Origin of the sequence: Conexibacter woesei Iso977N (assembly GCF_000424625.1) — a bacterium.
GTDB lineage: Bacteria > Actinomycetota > Thermoleophilia > Solirubrobacterales > Solirubrobacteraceae > Baekduia > Baekduia woesei_A.
This window is the reverse complement of sequence record NZ_AUKG01000001.1, coordinates 772,339-796,830: the sequence shown is the minus strand read 5'-3', so window position 1 is coordinate 796,830 and position 24,492 is coordinate 772,339. Positions and strand designations below refer to the sequence as shown.

The window sequence follows — 24,492 nt, the reverse complement described above, 5'->3', positions numbered from 1 at the left end:
CCACATGTCGGTCACCGATGAGCTGCTGCGCAACGCGGAGGACTACGCGGCGCGCTTCGACAAGGGCGGCCTGCCGTTGCCGCCCGCCAAGAAGGTCGCGATCGTCGCGTGCATGGACGCGCGGCTCGATCCGCAGGCGCTGCTCGGCCTGAGCGAGGGCGACGCGCACGTCATCCGCAACGCGGGCGGCGTGATCACCGACGACGAGATCCGCTCGCTGGCGATCTCGCAGCGGCTGCTGGGGACCGAGGAGATCATCCTGATCCACCACACCGACTGCGGCATGCTCACGTTCAAGGACGACGACTTCCGCCGCTCGATCCAGGACGACACCGGCATCAAGCCCGAGTGGGCGGCCGAGGCGTTCCCGGATCTCGACGAGGACGTCCAGCAGTCGATCGCGCGGATCCGCGCGAGCCCGTTCGTCCCGCGCACGGAGTCCGTGCGCGGGTTCGTCTACGAGGTCGAGACCGGGAGGCTGCGGGAGGTGCCCGCGGCCTAGCCGGCCATGGGCAGGCTGATCCCGCTGGTCTTCTTGGCCGGCGGGATCACGTCGAGCACCGGCGCGTCGGCCGGGATCGGCGCGGCGGCCATCATCGGCAGCTCGACCGGCATCAGCGCGATCAGGCCGCGGGCGGCCTGGCGGATCGCCTGCGCGGCGGCGTCGTCCGGGTCGGTCCCGACCAGCGGCGCGCCGGCGTCGGCCTGCTCGCGCAGCGGCATCGTCAGCGGGACCTTGCCGAGCAGCGGGACGTCGAGCTCGTCGGCCAGCTCCTGGCCGCCGCCCTCGCCGAAGAGCTGGAAGCGCTGGCCGTCCGGCGTCGTGAAGCCGGACATGTTCTCGACGACGCCCGCGATGTCCAGCGACACCTTGTGCGCCATCTCGGCGGCACGGCGCGCGACCTTCTGCGCGGTCGGCTGCGGCGTGGTGACGAGCAGGAACTTGGCGTCGGGCAGCAGCTGCGCGAGCGTCATCGAGACGTCGCCGGTGCCCGGCGGCAGGTCGACGAGCAGGAAGTCGAGCTCGCCCCAGTCGACGTCCTCCAGGAACTGCGTGAGCGCCTTGTGCAGCATCGGGCCGCGCCAGACGACCGCGCTGTCCTCCTGGACGAAGAAGCCGATCGACATGATCTTCACGCCGTGGGCCTCGAGCGGCAGGATCCTGCGCTCGGGCGAGACCGGCGGCCGGTCGCCGCCGAGGCCGAACATGCGCGGGATCGAGTAGCCCCAGACGTCGGCGTCGAGGATCCCGACCTTCTTGCCGTCGGCGGCCAGGGCCGCGGCGAGGTTGGAGGTCAGCGTCGACTTGCCGACGCCGCCCTTGCCCGAGCCGATGCAGATCACGTTGGCGACCTGCGCGAGCGCGCCGGTCGGCAGCGAGCCGCCACGGCCGAGCTTCTTCTGGAGGTTGGCCCTCTCGGAGTCGCTCAGGACGTCGAAGGCCACGCTGACCTTCGGGACGCCCAGCTCCTGCACGGCCTTGGCGACCGCGGTCTGGAAGTGGTTGCGGATCGGGCAGCCGGCGGTCGTCAGCGACACGGTGACGGCGACGGAGCCGTCGTCGGCGATGTCGATCGAGCGAACCATGCCGAGCTCGACGATGTTCTCGCGCAGCTCGGGGTCGATGACGACCGTGAGCGCCTGGAGGATCTCGTCGCGGGAGGGTGAGGCCATGCGTGACATTGTCGCAAAGTTGCGCGGGCACTCAGATGTCGGCGAGCACGCGGGAGTGCGCAACCTTCCGGGCGGCCGCCCGTCTGGGCCGACATGCCGAGCGGGACCGATGCCACCGCGATCACCACACGCACCCGGCTGCGGCTGCTGCAGCGCCTGGCCGCAGCCGCTCCGGCGCTGCCGCCGGCCGTCGTCTGGTTCCATGCCCGCGCGCTGCGCCAGGCGCTTGCGCGCGACGACGGCTTCACGCTGCGCAGCGCGTCGTCGCCCCGGCAGGTCGCGGTGCTGCTGGGCCTGGCGCGCGGCCGGCGGCGCGTCGTGGAGCTCGGGACGGCGACCGGCTGGACCGCGGCGGCGCTGGTGCTCGCCGACCCGGAGCGGCGGGTCGTGTCCTGCGATCCGGTCGTCCAGCCCAACCGCGAGCGCTACCTGGACCTGCTGCGCGCGCCCGACCGCGCGCGGCTGACGCTGCTGGCGGTCGATGGTGCGGACGCGGCGGCGGACGGCGTCGCGGAGGGGCCGGTCGACCTGCTGTTCGTCGACTCCAGCCATACGCGCGACGCGACGCTTCAGGAGTGGCACGCGTGGCGCCCGCGCCTGGCGCCGGGCGCGCTGGTCGTCTTCGACGACCACGGCCACCCGGACTTCCCGGGCGTGGCGGAGGCGGTCGCGGAGCTGGGGCTCAGCGGGTGGCGCGAGGCGGGGATGTTCGTCTGGCAGGGCCCGGGCCCGGAATGACGACGGGCCGCCCCGTGAGGGACGGCCCGCGCCGGGGAGGAGATATGTCCTCGGAGAGCCCTTAGGCGATGGTGGAGACGACGCGCTCCTGGACCGTGGCGGCGGCCTTGGTGCCGGCGGTCAGGCCCGTCTGGAGCAGGTTCTGCGCGCGGGCGGCGACGAGGTCGGCCTGCGACGTGATCGGCTTGACCTGCTTGGTGACGTCGGTGCGCAGCGACTTGACGTTCTTCGTCACGTCGGTGCGGGTCCTCTTGGCCTCGCGCTCGAAGCGCTTGACCTCGGTCGAGCCACGGCGCTCGAAGCGCTTGAGCTCGGCCTCGAAGCGCTGGCGGCGGACCTGCAGCTCCTTCTCGACGGCGTCGCGCGAGGCCAGCGTGGAGCGGACGGTGTCGACGGCCTCGGTGATCGCGTCACGGGCGACGAGCGCGGCGCCGACCTGCACGTAGGCGACGCGGCCGGCGACGTCCTGCGCGCGGTCGAGCGGCGTCTTGGCGTTCTCGGCGCGCGTGGCGGCGGCCTTCTTGGCGGCGGCGGTGCGCTTGCGCGTCTCAGCAGCCTGGTTGGACGCGCGGGTGGCAGCGGCCTTCTTGGCAGCGGTCGAGCGCCTGGTGGCGTTGGTCTTGCGAGTGGTGGCGGCGGTGTTGCGCGGGGCGGGCATGTGGGCTCCTCGTTCTAAGGAAGTTAGATCTAAGTCGGTGTTCGCCATGGAGAATACCAGCGAACACACGTTTGTAAACCCGTCCGTCGCCACGGTTACATTTCGAACATGCGTGCGTCGCCGCTCGGGAGGAGCGGCGGCGGCGCGCAGCGGGGCCGCCGAGTGGCCCCCAGGGCGCGACTAGGCCGCCGCGGCGGGCGGCTCGGTGCGGAGGAGCCAGGACGACGGCGCGGCCAGCTCGGCGGAGGTCGGGGCCAGGTCGGCGGAGGACCAGGCGTCGCGGAGGCCGGCTTCGCCGCGGGCGGCGACGATCGCGTCGCAGAACTGGCGGCCTTGGGCGTACTGCTTGAGCTTGAGGTCGAAGCCGAGGAGGCGGTCGAGGATGCGCCAGAGTGGGGCGCGGTCGTCGCGGCGGCGGTCCATGGCGTCGCGGAGCGCGTCGACGTCGCGTACGACGTCCTCCCCCGCGCGGTCCATCGCCCACTCGGCGTGGCCCTCAACCAACCCCATCGTCCCCTGGACGCGGTCCAGGATCGCCTTGCGCTCCGCGCCGATCACGGCACCGACGAGGCCGCCCTCGCGGACCGAGTCGGCCAGCGCCTTCAAGTCATCCATGTTGGTCTTCAGCAGCGTGCGCGGGTCGAGCCTGGTGTCGAGCGCGCCCAGCAGCTCCTGCAGCGCGCCGCCGAGCGTCGGTCGTAGCCAGTCGACCGCGCCGAACTGCACCGCATGCGTGACCTCGTGCAGCGTCACCCAGGTGACCAGGTTGTCGCGCTCGGCGTCCAGCTCGCGCGCCGCGCGGTCGAGGTTCGGGCCGACCAGCAGCAGCCGCGGCGGGGCGTCCGGATCGGTGAGGTCGAGCTCGTACTGGCCCAGGACGCGGCGCGCGAAGAGGCCGAGCAGCCCGCCGATCTCGGCGGCCACGACCGCGCCGCCGGCCTGCTGGATCCGCCCCGTGAAGCTCCCGGGCGCGGGCGGCTCGGCGCCGTCGGCGCCCTCCAGCGCGGGCCCGATCGTCTTGCGCATCGTCGCCAAGTTGGCGTCGATCCAGGCACCGCGGTCGACCCACTCGGCCGGCGGCAGCTCGCCGCGCGGCTCCAGCCCGGTCGCCGTGACGACCTGGTCGCGCGCGGCGGTCGCGATCTCCGCCAGCCGCGGCGGCGCGGTGCTCGGCCCCGCGCTGTCGTCCCCGGCCGTGCTGCGGGCGATCCGAGCGGCGAGCTCCCAGTCGACGTGCATACGCCTAGACGCTAGGACACCGCGGGCAGCGCCATCAGCGCCTGCAGCGACTCCGGCGTCCGGGCGGCGACGACCGGGTGGTGCGGCTCGAGGTCCAGCGGCGCGCCGAGCGGCCCGCCGGGGGCGCCCAGGAACGCGACCTCGCCGCCGGACTCGCGGACGATCAGCTGCGCGGCGGCCGCGTCGACCGCGCGCGTGCGGGCCAGCGAGGCCATGGCGTCCACGCGCGTCGCCGCGACCTGGCACATCGACACCGCGATCGACCCCATCGCGCGGATCCGGCGCGTGGCGGCGACGAGGTCGTCGGAGGCGAGCGCGAGCCAGCGCGGGTCGGCGGACTCGACGGCGATCAGCTCCAGGCGCCCGTCGGGCGTGCGCCGCTCCGGCGGAGGGTCGGTGATCTTCCTGTCGTTGATGAAGGCGCCGCCGCCGAGCGTCGCGCGCCACTCCTCGCCCGGGCCGAGGTCGTAGACGTAGCCGAAGAGGACGTCCTCCATGGTCTGCCCGACCGCGACCGCGATCGACAGCGCGTGGTGCGGCAGGCCGCGCTTGGCGTTCAGCGAGCCGTCGATCGGGTCGACGACCACCAGGATGTCGCCCCCGCCGAAGTCGACAGTCCCGCGCTCCTCGGAGACGACCGTGAAGCGCGCCCCGTCGTCGTGCAGTTGTTGTAGCGCTTGGAAGACGCGGTCCTCGGCCTCGGCGTCGATCACGAGCGTCTTGTCGCCGCCCTCGCCGCGCTCGCCGGTCTCGATCACGCGCTCGATCGAGGTCGGGTGATCGGCCAGCACGGCGCGCAACCCGTCGGCCGCCGCACGGCATGCCCCCAGCCAGTCGTGTTCGAGGGCGGGATGCGTGCTCATCAGGGCCATATCCTAGGGTCGTGCCCGCTGAGTCCGGCGCCATCACCCCTGAGTCCGCTGCGGCGGCCCAGGCGCGTGCCGTCTCGCACGGTCGCGGGCCCCTGCTCGTGCTCGGCGGCGCGGGGTCCGGCCGGACCGGCGTCCTGGTGGCGCGGTTCGCCGCGCTGGTGGCGGGCGGCGCGGCGCCGGAGGAGATCCTGGTGCTCACGCGCAGCGCCGCCGCGGCGGAGTCGCTGCGCGCCCGCGTGGAGGACGCGATGGGCGACCGCGCGTTCGAGGACCTGCCGGTCCTGCCGATCTTCGGGATGTGCGCGCGGCTGCTGCGCGACGAGGCGCTGGAGGCGGGCGTCGACCCGTTCGCGGTCACCGCGACGCCCGCGGATCGCCTGGCGCTGCTGCTGGACCGCGTCGACGAGCTGACGCTGCGCCGCCACGACCTGCGCGGGCGCCCGGCGGCGGTCCTGTCGTCGGTGATCGGGCGGATCGACCGGCTGAAGGAGGCGGGCGTCGCCCCCGCGCGGTTCACGGAGTGGGCCGCCGCGCTGCCGGACGGGGTCGATTCCTCCGCGCGCGAGCGGGAGTTCGCCGCGCTGTACGAGGCCCACGACCGGCTGATGCTCGAGCACGGGCTGCTGGACTTCGGCGAGCTGGTGCTGCGCGCGTCGTCGCTGCTGGAGCAGCGGCCGCACGTGCGCGCGCGGGTCGCGGGGCGCTGGCGGCATGTGCTGGTGGATGACGTCGAGGACCTGACGCCGGCGCAGCTCAAGTTGATCATGTTGCTCGCGCGCGAGCACGGGTCGCTCGTCGTCACCGCCGACGACGACCAGGCGGTGGAGGAACCGCGCGGCGTCGCGGCGCGGCTGCGGGGCATGTTGTCGTCCGTGGTCGGCGGGCGTGGGTTCGAAGTTGTCGTCCTCGCCCAGAGCGCGCGCTGCCCGGACCGCGTGGTCGCCGCCGCCGAGGCGGTCGTCGCGCCGATCGCCGACCGGCTGGAGGAGTCGTGGTCCGGGACCGACGTGGTCGGCCGCGGCGTCGAGGGCGACGTGCGCTGGTGGCGGTGCGCGTCGGATCGCGCGCAGGCCCAGGCCGTCGCCGAGGCGATCGAGCGGCTCGTGCGCGAGGGCGTCTCGCCAGGGCGGATCGGCGTGCTGGTGCGGTCGGTGCGGTCCGAGGGGCAAGAGCTTGCGGTTGCCCTGGAGGAGCGCGCGCTGCCGTTCCGGCTGGCGGGCGCGGCGGCGTTCTTCGGGCAGGCCGAGGTCCGGGACGTCCTGGCGTGGCTGCGGCTGTTGGTCAACCCCAACGACGCGGGCGCCGTGGTGCGCGCGCTGGCGCGGCCGCCGATCGAGCTGCACGCGGTCGACCTCGCGCGCTGCATCCAGATCGCCAAGCGGCGCAGGCTGGACATGGTGACGGGGCTGGTCGCGGCGACCGAGTCGCCGCAACTGCCGCCGGAGGCGCGCGAGCGCGTCCTGGCGTTCCTGAGGCTGCACCGCGAGGCGGCGGCCGCGCTGGACACGACGCGCCCGGACCTGTTCGTGCACCGGCTGATCGAGCGGCTGGGGCTGCGACGGCAGCAGGTCTTCGCGGCTCAAGCTGATGTGGTTGAGCGGTTGGTCTCGCTGGCGCATGTTGGGGAACTTGCTGCGTCGTACGTCCGGCGGGCGCCGCAGGCGACGCCGCGCGAGTTCGCGCGCTGGCTGGCGGCGGTGGCCGAGGCGGGCGGGCTCGGCGACGAGGAGGAGCGCGACGGCGCGTCGCACCGAGATGATGCGGTTGCCGTGCTGCCGCTGCATGCCGTGAAGGGGCTGGAGTTCGACCACGTCTTCGTGTGCGGGCTGCAGTCGTCGCGGATGCCGGGCGCGCGGCGCGTGCTGGTCGAGCCGATCCCGTTCGGGCTCGACGACGCCGCGGGTTCCGACTCGCGCGAGGAGCACGTCGCGGAGATGCGGCGAGTCCTCCATGTCGCGATGACGCGGGCGCGAGAAGGACTGGTCCTTGCCTACAGCGCGTTCTCCGAGCGGGGCGCGCCGCAGCATCCGTCGCCGTTCGCCGAAGAGGCGCGGGAGGTGCTGGGCGAGGAGTGGGAAGATGTAGAAGAACAGCTCTTCGGGCCGGACGAGGCGCTGCATGCCGCGATCGGGCAGCTGCGCGACGAGCTGCTCCGGGACGTCCAGCAGATCGGCTCGCGGCTGGGCGAGCTGCGGCTGGACACCGACCTCGACGTGGCGCACGGCGTGTCGCGGTACCTGGAGCTGTTGAAGTTGTCCGCCTTGCACGCGCGGCCCGAGGGGCAGGCGATCGAGGACGTCCTGCCGGGGATCAACGCGGCGATCCTGCACGCGGCGACGTCGCAGCAGCGCGAGATCCTGCAGACGTCGTCGTTGGACGATGTGCTGCTCGACGGCGAGCGCGACGCGACCGTCCGGGCCAAGGCGAGCGCGGCCCGCCACGAGCCGTCGCTGGCGCCGTTCCTGCCGACCAAGGGCGACGGGCTGGCGTTGTCGGCCTCCGACATCGACACCTACCGGACGTGCCCGTTGAAGTACAAGTTCGCGCGCGTGTTCCGGGTGCCGCAGGAGCCGACGATCAACCAGCGCTTCGGGATCGTCGTCCACCAGGTGCTGGAGCGCTACCACCAGTCCAACGGGCAGAGCGTCGACGAGTTGTTGGGGTTGTTGGAGGCGTCCTGGCGGCGGTCCGGGTTCGGCGGCAGCGACGAGGAGCGCCAGCTGCACGGCAAGGCCGAGAACGCGCTGCGCAAGTACCACACGCGCTTCGCCGCCGACGACAGCGAGCCGATGTGGTTCGAGAAGTCCTTCAACTTCAGGATCGGCGCGCACACGCTGCGCGGCCGCGTGGACCGCGTCGACCGGCTGGCCGATGGCCGCTACGAGCTGATCGACTACAAGACCGGCCGGCCCAAGTCGCCGGCGCAGCTGCGCGACGACGTGCAGCTGGCCTTGTACGCCGTCGCCGCGGAGTCGGCCTGGTCGCTGGACTCGAGCGTGCAGTCGTACTTGTACGTGTTGGACGACCAGAAGGTCCCGCTGCCCGACGACGCCAACGACGCCGAGTGGATCGCCGAGACCGTGCTCGAGGTCGCCGACGGGATCCTGTCGCAGGGCTTCGAGCCGACGCCGTCCTACGCCGCCTGCTCGATCTGCGACTACCGCATCGCCTGCCCGGCCGCCGAGCGCTAGAGGCCGAAGAGCAACGCGATCAACACGATCGCGAAGAGGACCAGGGCCGCGAGGGCGATCCACCGCCCGATCCAGACCCCACCGCTCCTCGCATGCGTCGGGGCATGCGGGACACCCTGCCGCTCCAGCGGCCTGGCGGGCGGATCGGCCGTCGCATCGGCCTCATCGGTGACGCTGAAGGGGCGCGTCGCGTCGTCGTCTTCGCCGTCGGCGCCGAACGCGGGCCGCAGAACGCGCGTCTTGTCGTCGCCGCGCGAGTCGGCGTCGTCGCGGGGCGAGACGACACGCGTCTTGTCCTCGCTGCGAGACGGCGCGACGCTCGTCTTGTCCTCGTCGCGAGGCGAGACGACGCGGGTCGCGTCCTCGTCGCCGGAGGGCGTGGCGGCGCGGGAGTGGGTGGCTTCCAGCTCGTCGACCATCGCCTGGGACCGCTCGCGCTCCTCGGCCAGCTCGGCGCGCAGGACGGCGATGCCCTCCCGCGCGACCCGCAGCTCCCGCTCGGCATCGGTCGCCCGCGCCTCGGCGTCGATGACCGACGCCATCTCGGTCGTCAGCGGCGCATCGACCTCCGCGGTCGCCTGCTCCTGCGCCTCGGCCACCGCCGCCTCGGCGACCCGCAGCGACTCCTCAGCATCGCCGGCGCGCTGCTCGGCGACGCGAAGTGACTCCTCCGCGTCGGTGGCACGCTGCTCGGCGACGCGCAGCGATCCCTCCGTGTCGGTGGCGCGCTGCTCGGCGGCGCGCAGCGACTCCTCGGTCGTGCGGAGTGAGGACTCCAGCTCGGTCGCGCGGGCGGTCGCCTCGGCGAGGGTGGCTTCGGCGGCGGTCTTGGCCGTCTCGGCGTCGGAGGCGGCGAGGCGGTGGGCTTCGTTGACCTCGAGCTCGAGGGCCGAGATGCGCTCGGCGGCGGCCGACTCGGCCGCTTCGCGCGCGGTTGTGACGGCGGCGTCGCGGTCGGCGGTGGTCGCGGCGGCCTCGTCGCGGGCAGTGGTGGCGTCGGCCTCGGCGGTCTCGAGCCGGCGGCGGAGCGCGTTGGCCTCGCGGGCCAACGCGGTGAGGCGCTGGCCGTCGTCGGGCTCGTCGGGTGCGGGCAGCTCCAGCAGCGTGCCGCGGATCCCGAGCGCGAGGCGGGCGTCGGCGGTCAGCGCCTCGGCCGGCACCGCGTAGGAGGCGTTCCAGCGCGGGCCGTCGTCGCGCGTCCGGACGGGCTGGAGCTCGATCCGGCGGCGACCTGCGTCCTCGCCCGGCTCGATGACGAGCACGGGTGGACGGCCGAAGCGGGTCGACTGGTGGAAGCGCCCTTCGACCTCCAGCACGACGATCGCGCCGGTGACCGGCGCGGCCTCGAACCGCCGCAGCTCGAACGACGCGGCGCCGCTGCGCGCCGGCGGCGTCACGCGCCCTCGTCGTCGTCCGGCAGCGAGGACAGCGGCTGCGTGCGCTCCAGGTCGGCGGCGGAGCCGTGGCCCGGCGACGCCGCGCTGCCGCCGCGGGCGGCATCGGCGTCGCGGTGGGTCGCCGCGGTCGTGCTGCCGCTACGCGTGGCGTCGGCGTCGCGGTGGGCGGTTGCGGCGGCAGCCTCGTCGTCCTCGGCGTCGCGGGGCGTGAAGCGCCCGGTCCTGCGGGGAGCCGGATCTTCGGACTCGGCGTCGCGGCCGGGCAGCGAGCCGAAGAGGCTGGTGGAGCGGGGGGCCGGCTCGCCGGCGTCGGCGTCGAGGTCCTCGGCGAGGTCGTCGTCGGTCGCGCCGCGGCGGTCGACGGCGGCGACACGGCGGCGGATGTCGCGCTCGCGGACCTGGACGGTGATCGAGATCGCCGAGAGCGACAGCGCCGAGCCCGCGCCCATCAGCAGCGTGGCGGCGAGCGCCAGCCAGGCGCCGGAGGACGGGTCCGCCCCGGCCGCGGCCGGCGGCACGTTGACGAGCTGGACGAAGACGATCACCAGCGCGGCGGCCGGAACGCCGATCCCGGCCCACGGCGGCGCCACCTCCGGGCGCACCGACACGAGGATCCCGGCGGCGGCGAGCGCGGTCAGCACGAGGTCGAGCGTCTCGAACACCTCCCACCCGGAGACGTTCCCGACGCCGTTGTCGTACCAGTGCAGGAACAGCGAGACGAACAGCAGCGCGGATCCGGCTGCGAGCACGGCGCGACCAAGGTCGATGCGACGAGGCATGTCTCGATCTCTTCCCCGAGGTCTTCCAGATGACACCCAACTAGCGGGCCCTCGCCGTCGGCAACCACTCGAACTCCCTCGAAACAAGGAGTTTCGAAGGTCACGGCGAATAGCTCGATGAACTGAAGGACGGGAAGTGTGGGCTCAGGTTCGCAAACTCGCTACATCTGTAGCAAAATGGGAACGTAGCAATATAGCTCTCGTCGCAGACGGAATGAGACTCGCGCATGGCCACTAGCCAAGTGAACGTTCGGCTTGACTCTCGAAAGCTCGAGATCCTTGAGGCGGCTGCCTTCGTGGATGGTCGGAGCGTTCCGGACCTCGTCCGAGCGGCGATCGAAGACCTAGCCGATGACCTTCTGAACGAGCGAGCCGTCCAGCTTGCGATCCAGGCCCGAGATGCCCGAACTCGGGTCGACACCAACTTGCGCGGATTCCCTACGCGTCATCGATCGCGAGCTGTCAATGACGAATGACCTACGCCCTCGGCCTCGGTTTCCACTCTCGTTCATCAATGGCTTCCTTGCTCTTTTCTGCGCTGCCGTCGCGTTGGCGACCGTCTGGGTCTTGCCGATCCCACTGGCGACGCAGATCTGCGTCACTGCGGTCTTCGTCCTGGTACCGCTCGGCGTCGTGATCTTCTGGTTCGGGCAGATGTCTCAACATCGCGAAAACAACCAGGACCCGCCAGCGACCGTGTAGCAGGAAGAGACGTTGGCAGGAATCCCTGCTCGCGCCGATCGCAGGCCGGTGCTAGGCGCCGGCCCCGATCGCAGCGTGGAGGTCGGCGACCAGGTCCTCCGGCGCCTCGACGCCGCACGACAGCCGGACGAGGTCCGCCGGCACGGCCGCGTCGGAGCCCTCGACGGACTGGTGGGTCATCGCCTGGGGCACCTCGATCAGCGACTCGACGCCGCCGAGCGACTCGGCCAGCGTGAAGAGCCTGGTGCGCTGCGCGATCCCGATCGCGTCGGGATGGCGGAACGAGACCATGCCGCTGAAGCCCGGCCAGCGCACGTCGACCACACCCGGCGCCGACTTCAGGAACCCCACGACCGCCTCGGCGCTCGCCGCGTGCGCGGCCATCCGCAGGTGCAGCGTCCGCAGCCCGCGGTGCACGAGGAAGCAGTCGAACGGCCCGGGCACGGCGCCCACGCTGTTCTGGACGAACCGGACGCTCTCGTGCACCGACGGATCCCGGACGACGACCGCGCCGCCGACCGTGTCCGAGTGCCCTCCGAGGTACTTGGTGACCGAGTGCACGACCGCGTCGGCCTCCAGCTCCAGCGGGCGCTGGTTGACCGGCGTCGCGAACGTGTTGTCGACCGCGACGAACGCCCGCCCGCCGACCGCGGCGATCTCCGCCTTCAGGTCGACGACGTTCAACAAGGGGTTGGTCGGCGACTCCACCCACACCAACTTGGTGTTCTCCTGCAGCGCGCCCACGATCGCCCCCGGATCGGCCTGGTCGACCAACGTGTAGGTCAACCCGAACCGCGTCAGCACCTTGTCGACCAGCCGGAACGTCCCGCCGTACAGGTCGTTGGGCATCACGACGTGGTCGCCGGCCGAGCACACCGCGGTCAGCAGCGCGTGCGTCGCCGCCATCCCGGACGAGAACGACGACGCCAGCCCGCCCTCCAGCTCCCCGAGCGCAGCCTCCAGGGCGGAGCGCGTCGGGTTCGCCGAGCGCGCGTAGTCGTAGTCCTCCACGAACTCGCCGACCGCGGGCTGCGCGAACGTCGAGGTCTGGTGGATGGCCGGGATGACCGAGCGATACGTGGGATCCGGCTCGAGGCCGGCGTGGACGGCGCGGGTGGCGAACTTCATCGAGCCAACGATTCCAGAAGGTCGGCGCGCGTGACGATGCCCGCCGGGCGCCCGTCGGCGACGACGAGCAGCGCCTGGCGCTCGCCGGTCAGCAGCTCGACCGCCTCGCGCACCGAGTCCTCCGCCGACACCGCGTGCAGCGGCGGCTCCATGACGCTCACGATCTCCGCGGCCAGCAGCGCCGGCTCGTCCACGGCGCGCGCGAGCAGCCCGCGCTCGCCGACCGACCCGACGACCGTCCCCGGGTCCTTCGCCGAGACCACCGGCAGCTGCGAGACGCCGTGCTCGTGCAGCAGCGCCACCGCGTCCCGGACCTTCTGGTGCGTCTGCACCGTCACCAGCGACGGCGTTCCGCCGCCGTCGGCCTTGCGCGCCAGCACGTCGCCGACCGCGGCGTCGCCGGTCCGGTCCAGGAACCCGTACTGCGTCATCCACGCGTCGTTGAAGATCTTCGACAGGTACGAGCGCCCGCCGTCCGGAAGGACGACAACAACGAGCGCGTCCGGGTCGTCGATCGTCTTCGCCGCCTCCAGCGTCGCCCACATCGCGGTGCCGCACGAGCCGCCGGCCAGGATGCCCTCCTCCATCGCCAGGCGGCGCGTGGTCAGGAACGAGTCCTTGTCGGTGACCGCGATCCAGCGATCGACGATCGAGCGGTCGAACGTCTCGGGCCAGAAGTCCTCGCCGACGCCCTCGACCAAGTACCCCTTGATCTCGTCGTCCGACGGTGCGCTGTAGATCGACCCGACCGGGTCGGCGCCGATGATCTGGATGTCCGGGTTCTGCTCCTTCAGGTAGCGGCCGATCCCCGAGATCGTCCCGCCGGTCCCGACGCCCGCGACCAGGTGCGTGATCCTGCCCCCGGTCTGCTCCCAGATCTCCGGGCCCGTGGACTCGTAGTGCGCGCGCGGGTTGTTGGGGTTGAAGTACTGGTTCGGCTTGAACGCGCCCGGGATCTCGGCCGCCAGGCGGTCCGACACCGAGTAGTAGGACTCGGGCGACTCCGGCTCGACGTTGGTCGGGCAGACCACGACCTCGGCGCCGTAGGCGCGCAGCAGGTCGATCTTCTCCTTCGACATCTTGTCCGGCATCACGGCGATCACGTGGTAGCCCTTCAACCGCGCGGCCATCGCCAGGCCGGTGCCGGTGTTGCCCGACGTCGGCTCGACGATCGTCCCGCCGGGGCGCAGCAGCCCCTCGCGCTCGGCCGCCTCGATCATCGCCAGCGCCGCGCGGTCCTTGATCGAGCCGCCCGGGTTGAGCGCCTCCACCTTGGCCACGATCTGCGGCGTCAGGCCCGCGCCGATGCGGCTCAGGCGGACCAAGGGCGTGTTGCCGACCGTCTCGACGATCGAGTCGTGGATGACGGCCTCGGAGGCCTGCAGCGCGTGTTCCATGGCGTCCAGTGAAGCATCTGTTTCGCCGTAGCGCCAGAACCCCGCAGGATCTTCGGGAAGTCGTCGCAATTCCGTAGCAAATGCGGTCTGATCTGCAACACTCTCGCCCATGCCGAACGAGCTGCGGATCGACGAGACGGACCGCGCGATCCTCGAGGCGCTGAGCGAGAACGCGCGCATCCCCAACAACAAGCTCGCCGAGCGCGTGGGCGTCGCGCCGTCGACCGCACTGCAACGCGTGCGCGCGTTGCGCGAGGCCGGCGTGCTGCGCGGCTTCCACGCCGAGGTCGACCTCGCGGCGCTCGGGCGCCCGCTGCAGGCGATGGTCGCGGTGCGCCTCGCCGTCCACAACCGCGAGCAGATCGACACGTTCACCAACGCGGTCCGGGACCTCCCCGGCGTCCTGACCGTCTTCCACCTCGCGGGCGCGACCGACTACCTCGTCTGGCTGGCGGCCGCCGACGCCCAGGGCCTGCGCGAGTTCGTCGTCGACCACCTCGCGACGCACCCCGCGGTCGCGCACGCCGAGACGTCGCTGATCTACGAGCACCGCCGCGGGCCGGGCATCTGGGGCGCCGCGGAGCCGGGCACGCAACGATAGGCCGACCTCGCGTGTCGAGAGACTGCGACCGGCTCCGCTCACAGGGTGAAGGGCCACGAACGAGCGCGGCCCGCGACCCCCAAGGAGACCCACGATGCCCAAGTACCTGCTCCTCAAGCACTACGCCGGCGGCCCCGAGCACCACAGGCCGTACCCGCCGATGGACCGCTGGGACCCCGCCGACGTCGAGGCGCACTTCGCGTTCCTGCGCAACGTCTCCGCCATGTTGGAGGAGAGCGGCGAGCTGCTCGGCGTCCAGGCGCTGACGCCCGCCCAGACCTGGGTCCGCTACGGCGGCCCGGACGCCGCGCCGGTCACGACCGACGGCCCGCTGCCCGAGACCAACGACCTCGTCGCCGGCTGGTACATGGTCGAGGTCGACTCCCACGAGCGCGCGGTCGAGATCGCGGCGCACATCTCCTCCGAGCCCGGGCCGGGCGGCGGGCCGCTGCACGAGTGGATCGACATCCGCGAGATCATGGATCACTGAAGGCCTGTGACCGACGACGCGCATGCGGTGGACGAGGGCGCACTGCGCGCGCTCGTCCCGCGCGTCCTGGCCGGGCTGGTCCGGCGCGGCGAGGACTTCGACGCCGCCGAGGACGCGCTCCAGGAGGCGCTGATCGAGGCGCTGCGCGTGTGGCCGGCGCACCCGCCGGACGAGCCGCAGGCGTGGCTGGCGAGCGTCGCGCGGCGGCGGCTGATCGACGCGCGCCGCAGCGAGGCGTCGCGGCGCGCGCGGGAGGAGGTGGTCGGTGGCGCCGAGCCGGGGGCCGCGCCGCCGTCGGTGAGCGACGAGGTCGGCGACGACACGTTGTTCCTGCTCTTCTGCTGCTGCCATCCGGACCTCGCGCCCGCTTCGCAGGTCGCGCTGACGTTGCGCGCGGTCGGCGGCCTGACGACGCGCGAGATCGCTGACGCGTTCTACGTCCCGGAGGCGACGATGGCGCAGCGGATCTCGCGCGCCAAGCGGACGCTGGGCGGCAGGCGGTTCGGCCGCCCCGGCGACCTCGCGGTCGTCCTGCGCGTCTTGTACATCATCTACACGACGGGGCACAGCGGGGCGCGCGTCGACCTCGCGGCCGAGGCGATCCGGCTGGCGCGCCAGCTCACGCTGGCGACCGAGGAGCCGGAGGCGCGCGGGCTGCTCGCGTTGATGTTGCTCAACCACGCGCGGCGCGGCGCCCGGCTGGACGGCGAGGGCCGGATCGTCACGCTCGACCGCCAGGACCGCGGGCTCTGGGACACGCGCGAGATCGCCGAGGGCGTGCGCGTGCTGCAGTCGGCGCTCAGCATGGAGCGGCCGGGCCGGTACCAGATCGAGGCGGCGATCGCGGCCCTGCACGACGACGCCGCGCGTGCGGAGGAGACCGACTGGCAGCAGATCCTCGCCTGGTACGACGACCTCGTCGGGCTGACCGGCGACCCGGTCCGCCAGGACCCGGCGGCGGTGCTGGCGCGGGCGGTCGCGGTCGGGCAGGTGCTCGGTCCGGCCGCGGGGTTGCGCGAGACCGAGCGGCTGCGCGCGGTGCTCGGCGAGCGCCACCGCTGGCACGCGGTGCGCGGGCACCTGCACGAGCTCAACCAGGACTTCGCGGCCGCCGCGACGGCGTACGCGGAGGCCGCGCGGCGGGCGACGAACGTCGGCGAGCACGACCACCTCGTGCGACGGGCGGCACACGCGCGGTCACGGGTTCGCGTTGGACCTGCAACGGAAGTGCGTCATGGCCCTGGTCCGGCGCCCTAGCAGTGGCAGGATGCGTGACGCGATGAGCGATGACGGACTGCATGGGTGGACGGGGCCGGCGCGCGTGCCGGACGCGACGACGGCGCTGCGGGGCGCGCGGGTGGCGGTCGAGCCGCTGCGCGTGGACGAGCACGGCGACGCGCTGTGGGTCGCCGCGACCGAGGACGCCGACCCGTTGTTGTGGCACTACCTCGGCTACGGGCCGTTCGACGGCGACCGCGCGGGGTTCGACGCGCACCTGCGCGCGCAGGAGGCCTCGGCGGACCCGCGCTTCTACGCGGTGGTCGTCGGTGGGGTCGCCTGCGGGGTCGTGAGCTACCTGCGGATGGAGCCCGCGCACGGCGTGATCGAGATCGGGCACATCTGGTTCGGCGCCGCGCTGCAGCGGACGGCCGCGGCGACCGAGGTGGTGTGGTTGCTCGCCCGCCACGCGTTCGACGAGCTGGGGAACCGGCGGCTGGAGTGGAAGTGCGACGCGGCCAACGCGCGCTCGCAGGCGGCGGCGCGGCGGTTCGGGTTCACCTACGAGGGGACGTTCCGCCAGCACATGGTCGTCAAGGAGCGCAACCGCGACACGGCGTGGTTCTCGATCGTGGACGTGGAGTGGCCGGGGGTCCGGGCCGCCTTCGAGGCGTGGCTGGCGCCGGAGAACTTCGATGGCGACGGCGCGCAGCTGAGGGGGTTGGCCGAGCTGCGGGAAGTTGTATGAGTTGACATCGTGACCGGCGAGGGCGAGGCTCGTGGCGATGCCCGACCGCGCGCCGTTCCTCCCGCCGCTGCTTTCGTCCCGGCCACGGCCGGTCCAGCTCGGCGCGGTGGTCGTGCCGCCGCTGATCGGCGGGTTCCTGACGGGCGCGACGCTCGGCTGGAGCGTCGGCGCGTGGGTGCTCGCCAACGTGCTCGCGACGCTCGGTGGGTTCCTGGCCGGCTTCGACCACGACCGGTTCGGCGAGGCGGCGCGGCGGGGTGCTGCGGGCGGGCTGCTGTTCGGCCTGTCGCTCGTGCTCGCCGACGCGCTGGTCGTCGACGACCGCGTCGCGAGGATCGCCTCGCCGCCGATCGTCCAGGCGGTGGTGACGATGATCGCCGGGACGCTGCTCGCGCTCGCCGGGACGTGGGTGCGCAACCGCCTCGCGGCGCGCGCGTCAGAGGCGGCGCGCCTCGATGCCGCGGAGGTCGCCGTCCTCGTCGAGGAGCAGTGACGCGGGCGCGAAGCCCGCAGCGCTGAGGTCGGGCGCCACGAGCGCCGCCTGGTCGCCCCCGAGCTCCAGCAGCAGCGTGCCGCCGGGGCGCAGGAACGCGCTCGCGCCTTCGATCGCGCGGCGCAGGATCGCGCAGCCGTCCGGACCGCCGTCGTAGGCGACCGGCGTCTCGAACGTGAACGTGTCGCGCTGGAGCAGGTGCAGCTCCGGCGTCGGGACGTACGGCACGACGCCGGTGACGACATCGACCGCGCCCTGCAGCGCGGGATCCACCGGCGCGAAGAGATCGCCGCCATGGGCCTCGACGCCGTTGGCCAGCGCGCACGCCACCGCCGCGGGCTCGACATCGGTCGCCAGCACCCGAGCGCCGCTCGTCGCCAGCACCGCCGCGACCGCGCCGCAGCCGGTGCAGAGATCGATCGCCGTCGCCCCTGCGCCGCCGTCCGGCGTGGCAGCGAGCAGCGCGCGGCCGCGGTGAGCGAGCAGCTCGGTCTGCCAGCGCGGGACGTAGACGCCAGGTGCGACGACGACCGTCAGGTCGCAGAAGGGTGCGCTGCCGGTGATCCAGGCGAGGGGTTCGCCGGTCAGGCGGCGCTCGATCGCCGCCTCCAGGCGCGCCGCGGAACTCGCCGACGCCGCGTGCTCCAGCAGTTCCGCCGCCTCCTCCTCCGCCGCCACGAACCCGTTGCGGGCCAGCAGCGCGGTCAGGGAGGCGAGGTCAAAGTGCTACATCCCGGCGATGTCGGGGCCTTCGGGCCCGCGCTGGCGCAGGAAGCGCTGGAACTCGCGGGCGATCACGTCGCCGCTCGGGAGCTCGGTCGGGTCGGCGTCCTCTTCCTCCTCGGCGGCGGTCCTCTCCAGCCGCTCGACGAAGGCCTGGACGTCCGGGTCGCTCTGCACGGCCAGCGACACCTGGCGCTCGTAGTCGGCGGACGCCAGCTCCAGCTCCTCGGCGTCGACGCTCACCCCGACCAACCCCTCCAACTTGCGCACCAGCGCCAGCGCCGCCTTGGGGTTGGGCGCGGCAGCGACATAATGCGGAACGGACGCCCACAGCGACGCGCTCGGCAGCCCCGCGTCCTGGCACGCCGCCTGCAGGACGCCGACGATGCCGGTCGGTCCCTCGTAGGACGTCGGCGCCAGCTCGAGGCCCTCGATCAGCGTCGGGTCGCTCGACAGCCCGGTGATCCCGACCGGGCGCGAGTGCGGCACGTCGGCGAGCAACGCGCCCAAAGAGACGACCATCTGCGTGCCCAAGGCCTCCGCCAGGTCGACGATCAGCTTCGAGAACGTCCGCCAGCGGAACGACGGCTCGGGCCCGCTCAGCAGGACGAGGTCGCGCGGCGCGCGCGGAACGCGGGCCTCGTAGATCTCCACCGACGGCCACTCCAGCCCGCGGGTGTCCCCGTCGACGAGCGTCACCTTCGGGCGCGTCGCCTGGAAGTCGAAGAACTCCTCGGGGTCGATCTGCGCGAAGCGCGTGGCGCCCAGCGACGCGCCGAAGAAGCGCAGCGCGGCGGACGCCGCATCGCCGGCGTCGTTCCAGCCGGTGAAGGCGCAGACCAGGGCCGGGGCACGAAGGCCATCCGGCCGGCTCTCCCAGATGAGCGGCTGCATCGACTGGACGGTAGCGTCCTCGCAGCGCTTCTCCATGACCGACCACGCCGAGACCATCCCGACGATCGCCACGCTCCGCGCCGGAGACGAGGTCGCTGCCACGTTCGCGTGCACGCGGAAGGAGCGCCTGATGTCCCGCGCGGGGACCCCGTACCTCGCGCTGGAGCTGCGCGACAAGTCCGGCGCGATCCCGGCACGGATCTTCCGCGACGCCGACGTCGCCGCCGCGCGCTTCGACCGCGGCGACCTCGTCACCGTGACCGCGCGCGTCGAGCGCTTCCGGGACCAGCTCCAGCTCGACGTCAGGACGATCGAGCGCGCGCCGCAGGCCGACCCGGCGGCGTTCCTGCCGGTCGCCTACCGGGATCTCGACGAGCTCGACGGCTTCTTCGAGCACCTCGCCAACGAGGTCCACGACCCGGGGTTCGCGGCGCTGCTCGGCGCCGTCCTGGCCGATCAACCCCTACGTGAAGCCCTGCACCGCGCGCCGTGCACGCGCGGCGGGCACCACGCGTACCTCGGGGGCCTGCTGGAGCACACGGTCGCGGTCGGGACGCTCGCGCTGGAGACCTGCCAGCTGCACATCAAGCTGAACTCCGACCTGCTGATCACCGCCGCGCTCCTGCACGACATCGGCAAGACCGAGGAGTTCACCTACGGCGCGGAGATCGCGCAGTCCGAGGCCGGCCGGCTGCTCGGACACGTCGAGCTGGGGCTGCGGATCATCGAGCGCCACGCCGCACGGATCCCGGCGATGGACGACGAGCGGCGCCTCGCGCTCGCCCACTGCGTCCTGACCCACCACGGCGCGGACGCCGCGCCGAACCGGCGCTTCGGCTCGGCCGAGGCGCTCGCGCTCCACCGGATCAACGCGCTCGACGCGTCCGTCAAGGGCGCGCTCGAGCAGGGGCTCGGGCTCGACGGCGCGCCGTCGGCCTAGTCGACCGCGCGGCGCTCGAACAGCCGCACGCCGACGAGCGTGAAGGCGACGGTCCAGCCGACGAGGCCGAGCGCGATCCAGCCGTTCCCGAGGTGGTCGGCGTCGGTCACCGCCGCGCGCAGGCCCTCCGACACGTAGGTCAACGGGTTCAGCAGCGTGATGACCTGGAACCACCTCATCGAGTCCAGGGCCGCCCACGGGTAGAACGTCGCACCGGTGAACAGCAGCGGCGTCAGGACGACCGCGAAGACGACGTTGATCTGCCGCGCCTCGACCGCGGTCCCGAGGACGAGCCCGACCGCGGCGCCCGCGAGCGGGCCGATCAGCATCACCGCGATGAAGCCCGGCCACGAGATGTCGGAGAAGTCGACGCCGCCGGGCAGGATCACCGCGGCCAGCGGCAGGATGATGATCGCGCCGACGATCCCGCGGACCGCCGCGACGACCACCTTCTGGAGCCCGACCAGCCCGGCCGGCAGCGGCGCGAGCAGCCGGTCCTCGATCTCCTTGGTGAACGAGAACTCGATGACGAGCGGCAGCGACGTGTTCTGCAGCGCGGTCAGGAACAGCGTGAGCGCGATGACGCCGGGCAGCAGCTGCGAGCCGTAGCCCTGGCCGGCCGCGCCGATCTCGGGCAGGACGCGGCCGAAGATGAACAGGTAGAAGACCGGCTGCAGGAGCGTCTGCGCCAGGAAGCCGCCGACCTGACGGCGGAACGCGACCCAGAAATCGCGCTCGCAGAGGGCCCAGAAGGCGACCATCTGGGCCCGGCGGGTGGCGGCGCCGGCGGGGCGCGCTGGCGGTGGCGAAGGCGCGGCGGTGGTGGCCGCGGGCTGCTCGGCGGCGCTCATCGCAGGTCCCGGCCCGTGAGGTGGACGAACACGTCTTCGAGGGTCCCTTCGATGCGGCGCAGGTCGACGAGGCGGGCGCCGGCGGACTCGGCGGCGGCGATCGCGGCCGAGGGCTCGACGTTCTCGCCGTAGATGCGGGCCTTCCACTGCTCGTCGCCGTCGGCCTCGGTGTCGACGCTCGTCCCCAGCCCGCCGAGCGACGGCGCCGGGTCGGTCGCGCTGGCCAGCGTCAGCTCCAGGCCCTCGCTGCCGGGCAGCAGCCGCCGCAGCCCGCGCGGCGTGTCCGAGGCAATCACCTTGCCATGGTCGACGATCGCGATGCGGTCGCACAGGCGATCCGCCTCGGCCATGTCGTGCGTCGTCAGCAGCAACGTGACGCCGCGGGCGATCAGGGCCTCCATCTGGTCCCACAGGAACAGGCGCGACTGCGGGTCCAGGCCGGTCGTCGGCTCGTCGAGGAACAGGACGCGCGGGTCGTGCATCAGCGCGCGGGCGATGATCAGCCGCTGCGCCATGCCGCCGGAGTAGTTGTCGACGCGGTCGTCGCCGCGGCCCTCCAGCCCGAACTGCGCGAGCATCTCGCGCGCGCGGCGGTTGCGCTCGCGCCGCCCGTAGCCGAAGTACGCGGCGTGGAACGTGAGGTTCTCCAGAGCGCTCAGCGAACGATCGAGGTTCGCGCGCTGGGGCACGACGGCGATCCGGAGCTTGGCCGCCACCGGGTCGGCGACGACGTCCACGCCGTCCACCATCACGCGCCCCGACGACGGCCGGACGCGCGTCGTCAGCGTCCCGATCGTCGTCGTCTTACCCGCGCCGTTGGGGCCGAGCAGCCCGAAGACCTCGCCCTCCTCGACGCTGAACGACACACCCGCGACCGCCTCCTGCTTGGCCCCCGCGTACGTCTTGCGCAGGTCGGCGACGTCGATGATCGGAGGCACGCCGAGGAACAGTACCTAGGCGGCGAAGCGGTACCCGACGCCCGGGTCGGTGCGGATGTAGCGGTGGCCGCCGGCCGGCTCGATCTTGCGGCGCAGGTTCGCGAGGTGGCCGCGCAGGACCGTGACGTCCTCGGCGTACTCCGGGCCCCAGACCTCGGTCAGCAGCGCGCGGTGGGTCATCAGGCGGCCGCGGTTGCGGGCCAGCGTCTCCAGCAGCCGGAACTCGATCGGGGTCAGGTGGACTTCCACACCATCTCGCTGCACGACGTGCGCCGCGAGGTCGATGACCAACCCCTCCGCCTCGATCCGCGGCTCCAGCGCGGCGCCCGCCGTGGACACCCGCCGCAGCGCCGCCTCCAGCCGCGCGATCAGCTCGCGCGCGCCGAACGGCTTGGTGACGTAGTCGTCGGCGCCGGCCTCCAGCGCGCGGACCTTCGCGTCCTCCTCGCCGACCGCGCTGAGCACGATGATCGGCATCGACGACCACCTGCGGATCTCCCGGCAGACCTCGACGCCGTCGCCGTCAGGCAGGACGAGGTCCAGGATCGCCGCGTCCGGCGGGTGCACGGCCGCGCGGTCCAGCGCCTCCTCGGCGGTCTCGGCGGGCACGGCCTCGAACCCCGCCTCGCGCAGGATCACCTTCAGCGCGCGCAGGATCTGCGGCTCGTCGTCGCAGACCAGGATGCGTCGGCGCGTCGGCGTGGCGCTCACAGCGGGAACTCAACCACGAACGACGCGCCCTGGCCCGGCAGCGACTCGACGCGCACCGTGCCGCCGTTGGCCTCCACGAACCCGCGGACGATCGCAAGGCCCAGGCCGGCGCCGGTCGCGGTCGGCGACGCGTCCGGGCCGCGGTAGAACGGCGAGAAGATCCGGGCCTGCTCGCCGGCCGGGATCCCGGGACCGCGATCGACCACCCGCACGACGACGCGGTGCCCCACCGCCCGCGCCCGGACCGAGACCGGCTGGCCGCCGCCGTGCGACAGCGCGTTCTCCATCAGGTTGGCGAACGCGCGCTCGAGCTGGACGGCGTCGGCGCGCAGCGGCGGGAGGTCGCGGTCGAGCTGGAGCGTGACGAGGCGCGTCGCGGTGTCCGGGTCGGCGAGGTCGTCGCGCGCCGCGGTCAGGACCTCGGCGAGGTCGACGAGGTCGACGCGCGGCTCCGCCTCACCCGCCTCCAGGCGGCTCAAGTCCAACAACTTGCCGATGAGCCGTTCCAGGCGGGCGCCCTCGGCGACGATCGCGCCGCTCAGCGCCGCTCGGTCCTCGTCGTCCAGCGCGGGCGAGCCGAGCGCCTCGCCGGAGGTGATCATCGCGGTCAACGGCGAGCGCAGGTCGTGGGAGACCGCGCGCAGGATCGAGGTCTTGAGGTCGTCGGAGCGGCGCAGCGCGCTCGTCTCGACGACCTCCTCGAGCAGCGCGTCACGCTCGATCGCGGAGGTCAGGATCGCCTCCAGCGCGGGGACGATCCGCTCGCGCACGCGCGCGTCCATGTCCGGCTGAAGCGGCTCCGGCAGCGCGAGCGTCGCGGCGCCGTCACCCAACACATAGGCATTGGGTCGATCGGGCTGCGCGCCGAGGACCAGCTGGGCGCTGCGCACGCCGAGCGCGTCGGCGATCGCCTGGGCGGTGACCGCCAGCCCGTCCTCCAGCCGCGCTCCGCCGAGCAGGTCGCGCGCCGCGGCGGCCGCGAGGTCGGCCTCCTCACGGCGCTGGGTCGCCTCGATCGCGCGCCGCCGCGCCAGCTCGGCGACCGCGGACGCCGCCGCCGCGACGCCGATGAACGCCAGCAGGCCGACGAGGTTCCGGGACGAGGCGATCGTGAACCGCCCGGTCGGCGGGATGTGGAAGAAGTTGTAGGCCAACGCCGAGAGGACCGCGGTCCCGATCCCGGCCCAGAAGCCCCAGACCGTCGCGACGACCAGGACGACGAGCAGGTAGACGACGCCGAGCGACAGGACCGGCGCCAGCTCGCGCAGGCCGAAGACGACGAGCGTCGCCAGCGCGATCCCGGCGACCGCGGCGGCCGCGGGCTTCACAGCGGGTCCTCCTGGTGTTCCGGGATCAGCGCGCGGCGCGCCATCTGGAACGCGACGAACAACATCAACAACGCGAAGAGCACCTCGGTCAGCCGTTCCGGGATCGCGTTGACGATCGCCACGCCGCCGATCGCGCCCGGGACCGCGAGCAGGCCGAGCAGGATCGCCTCGCGCAGCCGGAGGTTCCCGTAGCGGTTCTGGTTGGCCGCGCCGACCAGCGCCACCGGGATGATCGCCAGCAGCGACGTCGCCTCAGCGTCGACCTGGGGCAAGTTGAGGAACAACACCAACGCGGGGACGAACAGGATCCCGCCGCCGACGCCGAGCATCCCGGCGACGACGCCCGCGGCGAAGCCCACGATCAGGGCCCCGGCACTCATGGGATCAGGAGCGTGATCGCGACCACGACCATCAGCGCGGCGAACAGCAGCGACACCCAGCGCGGGTCGACGCGCTGCTGGAACGCCGTCCCGGCCAGCACCCCGGCGACCGCCGGCACGCCCACCTGCAGCCCGGCGCCGAAGTGGACCTTGCCGTACGCGCCCTGGGTCAGCATCGCCGCGAGGGCGATCAGGACGATCGCGCCGAGCGACGTCCCGGTGGCCTCGCGCGTCCCGTAGCCGAGCCACAGCACGAGCAGCGGCACGATGACGGTCCCGCCGCCGACCCCGAAGAGCCCGCTGAACAGACCGGCACCGGTACCGATCAGGGCGAGGCACAAGGTGCGTTGCGCGCCGCCGGCCAGCGGAGGGTCAGGGCGCGGCATGCTGCGATGATAGGTG

25 protein-coding genes are annotated in these 24,492 nt (G+C 73.1%); 9 read left to right on the top strand and 16 right to left on the bottom strand.

Features of this window, described 5'->3' with window-relative positions:
• The first annotated feature begins 4 nt into the window (after positions 1-4).
• A complete protein-coding gene (locus H030_RS0103905) occupies positions 5-502 on the top strand; it encodes a beta-class carbonic anhydrase (protein ID WP_027005161.1) in 498 nt (165 codons plus the stop codon).
• Here the strand turns inward: H030_RS0103905 and H030_RS29090 are convergent.
• The gene (locus H030_RS29090) at positions 499-1,674 is read right to left on the bottom strand and encodes an Mrp/NBP35 family ATP-binding protein (protein WP_081690487.1); all 1,176 of its coding nucleotides are present in this window, start codon (positions 1,672-1,674) and stop codon (positions 499-501) included. The two genes, H030_RS0103905 and H030_RS29090, sit on opposite strands and share 4 nt — an antisense overlap.
• Positions 1,675-1,767: 93 nt before the next feature.
• Here H030_RS29090 and H030_RS36280 point away from each other — a divergent pair, with 93 nt between their 5' ends.
• Positions 1,768-2,412, top strand: coding sequence for a class I SAM-dependent methyltransferase (locus H030_RS36280; RefSeq protein WP_027005160.1), 645 nt, complete (start codon positions 1,768-1,770; stop codon positions 2,410-2,412).
• Positions 2,413-2,473: 61 nt separating this feature from the next.
• Here the strand turns inward: H030_RS36280 and H030_RS0103890 are convergent, their stop codons facing one another.
• From H030_RS0103890 to H030_RS0103880, 3 genes are all read right to left on the bottom strand, one after another.
• Positions 2,474-3,070 carry a hypothetical protein gene (locus tag H030_RS0103890; protein WP_027005159.1) on the bottom strand — a complete coding sequence of 199 codons (597 nt, stop codon included), beginning with the start codon at positions 3,068-3,070 and terminating at the stop codon, positions 2,474-2,476.
• Between the two features lie 180 nt (positions 3,071-3,250).
• On the bottom strand, positions 3,251-4,309 hold the full coding sequence (locus H030_RS29080; RefSeq protein ID WP_051221638.1) for a zinc-dependent metalloprotease: 1,059 nt from the start codon (positions 4,307-4,309) through the stop codon (positions 3,251-3,253).
• Positions 4,310-4,320: 11 nt separating this feature from the next.
• The gene (locus H030_RS0103880; protein WP_196808984.1) at positions 4,321-5,172 is read right to left on the bottom strand and encodes an inositol monophosphatase family protein; all 852 of its coding nucleotides are present in this window, start codon (positions 5,170-5,172) and stop codon (positions 4,321-4,323) included.
• Positions 5,173-5,192: 20 nt separating this feature from the next.
• On the opposite strand from H030_RS0103880, the gene H030_RS0103875 reads away from it, so the two are divergent.
• A complete protein-coding gene (locus tag H030_RS0103875; protein WP_196808983.1) occupies positions 5,193-8,372 on the top strand; it encodes an ATP-dependent helicase in 3,180 nt (1,059 codons plus the stop codon).
• On the opposite strand, the gene H030_RS0103870 is transcribed toward H030_RS0103875, so the two are convergent.
• The 4 genes from H030_RS0103870 to H030_RS0103850 form a co-directional block, all read right to left on the bottom strand.
• A complete protein-coding gene (locus H030_RS0103870; protein ID WP_027005156.1) occupies positions 8,369-9,769 on the bottom strand; it encodes a hypothetical protein in 1,401 nt (466 codons plus the stop codon). The genes H030_RS0103875 and H030_RS0103870 overlap by 4 nt on opposite strands.
• A complete protein-coding gene (locus tag H030_RS0103865) occupies positions 9,766-10,548 on the bottom strand; it encodes a hypothetical protein (protein ID WP_155891821.1) in 783 nt (260 codons plus the stop codon). The genes H030_RS0103870 and H030_RS0103865 overlap by 4 nt, the downstream gene beginning before the upstream one ends.
• Positions 10,549-11,301: 753 nt before the next feature.
• The gene (locus H030_RS0103855) at positions 11,302-12,378 is read right to left on the bottom strand and encodes a trans-sulfuration enzyme family protein (protein WP_035125829.1); all 1,077 of its coding nucleotides are present in this window, start codon (positions 12,376-12,378) and stop codon (positions 11,302-11,304) included.
• Complete coding sequence (locus H030_RS0103850; protein WP_051221636.1) at positions 12,375-13,775, bottom strand: cystathionine beta-synthase; 1,401 nt, start codon at positions 13,773-13,775, stop codon at positions 12,375-12,377. Before H030_RS0103850 ends, H030_RS0103855 begins: the two co-directional genes overlap by 4 nt.
• A gap of 109 nt (positions 13,776-13,884) precedes the next feature.
• Here H030_RS0103850 and H030_RS29075 point away from each other — a divergent pair, with 109 nt between their 5' ends.
• The 5 genes from H030_RS29075 to H030_RS0103825 all read left to right on the top strand — a co-directional run bounded on the left by H030_RS29075 (position 13,885) and on the right by H030_RS0103825 (position 17,325).
• Positions 13,885-14,376 (top strand): Lrp/AsnC family transcriptional regulator, encoded by a 492-nt coding sequence (locus H030_RS29075; protein ID WP_035125827.1) that lies wholly within the window; start codon positions 13,885-13,887, stop codon positions 14,374-14,376.
• Between the two features lie 94 nt (positions 14,377-14,470).
• Positions 14,471-14,866, top strand: coding sequence for a YciI family protein (locus H030_RS0103840; protein WP_027005151.1), 396 nt, complete (start codon positions 14,471-14,473; stop codon positions 14,864-14,866).
• Positions 14,867-14,872: 6 nt separating this feature from the next.
• The gene (locus tag H030_RS29070; RefSeq protein ID WP_196808982.1) at positions 14,873-16,123 is read left to right on the top strand and encodes an RNA polymerase sigma factor; all 1,251 of its coding nucleotides are present in this window, start codon (positions 14,873-14,875) and stop codon (positions 16,121-16,123) included.
• A 10-nt stretch (positions 16,124-16,133) separates the two neighbouring features.
• Positions 16,134-16,832: a GNAT family N-acetyltransferase gene (locus H030_RS0103830; RefSeq protein ID WP_027005150.1), complete on the top strand. Its 699-nt coding sequence runs from the start codon at positions 16,134-16,136 to the stop codon at positions 16,830-16,832.
• A 37-nt stretch (positions 16,833-16,869) separates the two neighbouring features.
• On the top strand, positions 16,870-17,325 hold the full coding sequence (locus H030_RS0103825) for a hypothetical protein (RefSeq protein WP_155891819.1): 456 nt from the start codon (positions 16,870-16,872) through the stop codon (positions 17,323-17,325).
• Here H030_RS0103825 and H030_RS29065 read toward each other — a convergent pair.
• Complete coding sequence (locus tag H030_RS29065; protein ID WP_051221634.1) at positions 17,269-18,003, bottom strand: N5-glutamine methyltransferase family protein; 735 nt, start codon at positions 18,001-18,003, stop codon at positions 17,269-17,271. The two genes, H030_RS0103825 and H030_RS29065, sit on opposite strands and share 57 nt — an antisense overlap.
• A 48-nt stretch (positions 18,004-18,051) precedes the next feature.
• Positions 18,052-18,942 carry a PAC2 family protein gene (locus H030_RS0103815; protein WP_035126512.1) on the bottom strand — a complete coding sequence of 297 codons (891 nt, stop codon included), beginning with the start codon at positions 18,940-18,942 and terminating at the stop codon, positions 18,052-18,054.
• Here H030_RS0103815 and H030_RS0103810 point away from each other — a divergent pair.
• Entirely contained in the window at positions 18,929-19,882 is a 954-nt protein-coding gene (locus H030_RS0103810; protein ID WP_231398353.1) for a 3'-5' exoribonuclease YhaM family protein, read from the top strand. The two genes, H030_RS0103815 and H030_RS0103810, sit on opposite strands and share 14 nt — an antisense overlap.
• Here the strand turns inward: H030_RS0103810 and H030_RS0103805 are convergent.
• The 6 genes from H030_RS0103805 to H030_RS40015 are packed head-to-tail and all read right to left on the bottom strand — an operon-like array spanning position 19,879 to position 24,476.
• The gene (locus H030_RS0103805) at positions 19,879-20,733 is read right to left on the bottom strand and encodes an ABC transporter permease (protein ID WP_035125825.1); all 855 of its coding nucleotides are present in this window, start codon (positions 20,731-20,733) and stop codon (positions 19,879-19,881) included. The genes H030_RS0103810 and H030_RS0103805 overlap by 4 nt on opposite strands.
• Positions 20,730-21,671: an ABC transporter ATP-binding protein gene (locus H030_RS0103800; RefSeq protein WP_027005145.1), complete on the bottom strand. Its 942-nt coding sequence runs from the start codon at positions 21,669-21,671 to the stop codon at positions 20,730-20,732. The genes H030_RS0103805 and H030_RS0103800 overlap by 4 nt, the downstream gene beginning before the upstream one ends.
• Positions 21,672-21,686: 15 nt before the next feature.
• Entirely contained in the window at positions 21,687-22,382 is a 696-nt protein-coding gene (locus H030_RS0103795; protein ID WP_035125823.1) for a response regulator transcription factor, read from the bottom strand.
• The gene (locus H030_RS36275) at positions 22,379-23,710 is read right to left on the bottom strand and encodes a sensor histidine kinase (RefSeq protein WP_027005143.1); all 1,332 of its coding nucleotides are present in this window, start codon (positions 23,708-23,710) and stop codon (positions 22,379-22,381) included. The genes H030_RS0103795 and H030_RS36275 overlap by 4 nt, the downstream gene beginning before the upstream one ends.
• On the bottom strand, positions 23,707-24,090 hold the full coding sequence (locus H030_RS40020; RefSeq protein WP_051221631.1) for a sulfite exporter TauE/SafE family protein: 384 nt from the start codon (positions 24,088-24,090) through the stop codon (positions 23,707-23,709). The genes H030_RS36275 and H030_RS40020 overlap by 4 nt, the downstream gene beginning before the upstream one ends.
• Positions 24,087-24,476, bottom strand: coding sequence for a sulfite exporter TauE/SafE family protein (locus tag H030_RS40015; RefSeq protein ID WP_027005142.1), 390 nt, complete (start codon positions 24,474-24,476; stop codon positions 24,087-24,089). The genes H030_RS40020 and H030_RS40015 overlap by 4 nt, the downstream gene beginning before the upstream one ends.
• Positions 24,477-24,492: the final 16 nt, after the last annotated feature.